This window comes from Roseovarius sp., from assembly GCF_018066915.1.
Lineage (GTDB): Bacteria > Pseudomonadota > Alphaproteobacteria > Rhodobacterales > Rhodobacteraceae > Roseovarius.
This window is the reverse complement of the sequence record NZ_JAGPVV010000259.1, coordinates 1-2,727: the sequence shown is the minus strand read 5'-3', so window position 1 is coordinate 2,727 and position 2,727 is coordinate 1. Positions and strand designations below refer to the sequence as shown.

General features: G+C 59.5%; 1 protein-coding gene. It reads right to left on the bottom strand.

Annotated elements, in window-relative coordinates; genetic code table 11:
• Nucleotides 1-2,521, bottom strand: a 2,521-nt coding sequence (locus tag KBT70_RS14360) for a hypothetical protein (protein WP_296635068.1), incomplete at its 3' end; no start/stop codon positions are given.
• Nucleotides 2,522-2,727: the final 206 nt, after the last annotated feature.

Here is a 2,727-nt window from a genome sequence, read left to right as displayed (position 1 = left end):
GATCGGAGGACAGAACAAGGCCAGGCAGATCGAAGGTATGGTAGTGAATGCGGGAGTTCGGGCTGTCGATCCTGTCGATCCGCCCCAAGCCTTGGATCAGGCTTTTCACGTCTGACGTCACCCCGATAATCCCAAGTGCTGGCGCAAGTTGGAGGTTGATCCCCTCCGCCATCTGAAAGGTCAGGAACATGGCCCGCGGCTTCATGGTATCGACATGCTTCCCGTCGATCCCAAAGTATTCCTGCGCTTCGGCCCCGGATCGGATGTGATGCATCTTTTTGCCCGGTTTGATCCGGGCACCTGGGGCGACCACAAAGACCTCGGGACCCCGGCCTCGCTGCCCCGCCAAAAGGCGCGCATACACTTCGAGCACGCCGACGCGTTCGGCGAGGAAGATCGCGTGACCATGCTTGCGCAGAATACCGCGCATCACCTCGGCACGTGCCTCGTCGATGCTATCGAGGCTCGCATGGTTCAAAAGGCGCGTGATCCTGTCGCAAATCGGTGTCTGGGAGTCTTCGCCCTCGGACGACATTTCCTCCGGCAGAACACCTTCAGGCACCGCCAGTCGGCGCATGTTTTGCCTTTCGGCGCGTCGTAGGTTCTCGCCGATTGAGGCGCGCCCTCGTTGGTCGGCATCGCTGTCGCGTTCTCGCGCCCATTCTTCGCGCGCGAAGATGATTGATGCGCGGAGCAGTGCTAAGAAATTACGTATGTGAATTCGTGACTTATCGTGAAACTTGATCTCTGTCTGGCCTGCGCGTTGCGGATCTGCGGAGACAAGGGTGATCCCAGTCGTGATGCATTCGGCCAAGGTCTTGATCCGCGCAATGATCTGGCGCTGCTGGTCGGTGAGCGCCGTGTCTTCGCGATGGCTGCGGGTGAGCGGGTAAACAAATGCACCGCTTTTTCTGTTGGCGCTTTCCCCTATGCAAGCGCGCTGTCGGCGCACCACATAGGGCGCGAGGGCATCCGCCAGGCCTTCCTGCAACGCGCTGATTTGCAAGCCGTCTGCTTCAAGTTGGCGTTCAATGCCAGCGACATCTTCCCTCAGACTCTCTGCGCTGTGGAATAGGTCTTCCTGCACACCCTGCGCTTCGATGCGACGATTGACCTGATCAAGTTGCCGAACAAGTTCCCCCCGTGCGCGCACTTTAGCCATATGCTGGTTGATCTGATCTGTGATCACCGGCGGCACATAGATCGACGCGCGCTTTTCATGGAAAGCCAGCAGACCATCGAGCCCTTGGTTGCCCATCAGCGTGGCCGAAAGGCAGGCCGTCCAAATGGCCGGGCTTCTTTCGAACACCAGCGAGCGCGCAGAAGGCGCAAGATAACGCGAGCTTAGCCTGTGGCTTTCATCCACAATCATCGACGCGGACGAACGGACGGCGCGGTTGATTTCATCCAACTCGGCGGCCTCGTCTTTTTTCTGGCGGGACAAGTGGCTGTGCTTGATTGGCTTGAAATTTGCGGGGGCATTCGTCGTCCAGTTTTTCAGAACGCTGGCGGGGATCAAGGCGAGCGAACCGAGGCGTTGCTGATCTGCCCGCTCACCCCATGAAAAGACGGTCTGCGCATGGCTGACCGGCAGCACGGTTGCCAGGTGCTTTCCGATGTCCGTTTTTCCTGCCCCAGTCGGGGCCTCGACGAAAGCAAAGCCGTGTTCGTAAACTGTTCCCGCGGCCTCATAGACCAGGTCTGCTTGAAATGGTTGAGGCGGGCGGCCTGCACTCGTGTTTCCAGCCACGCGCCAAGGTGTGAAGGTGGTGGCTTCGTTAACGGTCCGCGCGACCGCCTCCTCGGGTGTAACCAGCCGGATGAGCGAGCGCAGGATCTCCAACGCTGTTTCCGTCCAGTCGCGGCCCATCTCCCAGTATTGCTCTGCGGCAGCGCGCCTTGCATTGGCGACGTCCGGCCAGGCGTGGGCATCGTCCATGAATTCGAGGTTGCGGCGCAGACCGTTCATCGAGAAATTCGCACTGCCCGATAGAGCAGAGCTTTCGCCAATAATCAGCTTTGCATGCAGCATGGGCGGTCTGCGACCCAGCTGTGCCTCTGCAAGCGCTGGATCGAAAGCGCGAAAACGGATGATGCCACGCTCGATCGCATCCATCGCGAGAACGGCGCGAAGGTCAGCCAAGTCGACAACTGACAGGCCCCGAGCACCGAGAAAATACTTGCGGGCTTCCTGCGAGACTGACCGCCCGCCACCCCCAAAATGTCGGCGGCCGTCCGTGTTCGATCCGAATACGATGCGGATGCTGCCCTCTGGGCGTGCTCCAAGATCTCGAACCGCATCAAGCACGATCGTCAGGGAAGACAGGAAATCTTGGTACCCAGTAACAATCAGACAGCGCGGTTCCTGTAGCACGGATTTGACCAGGGCATGGACCGGGCGGGTCGCGTTGTCGCCCCAAGCGTCGTGGTTCTCCGGAGATGGGCCCTCTGACGCGTTCTCTTGCCGGTCACCATCGCTGGTCCGAGAGAAGAAGCGCGAGATCAGCCCCTGCCGCTCCATCTTTTCCCTAAGGCTTTTGGTCGATCGCCGTGCCGGCCACGACTTGCGACGCTGAGGTCTGGCGATCAATCATTGTCTGGAATTCCAAGCTCTGCCCAAAGTGCGCGCGGCGCTGGAACCGGTAAGTCCCAGGTCACTTCGATCGGTTTCTCCCCTTTCCAGTCGACAAACTTTGGTTGGCCGCAATAGATGAAGGGATTAGCCTT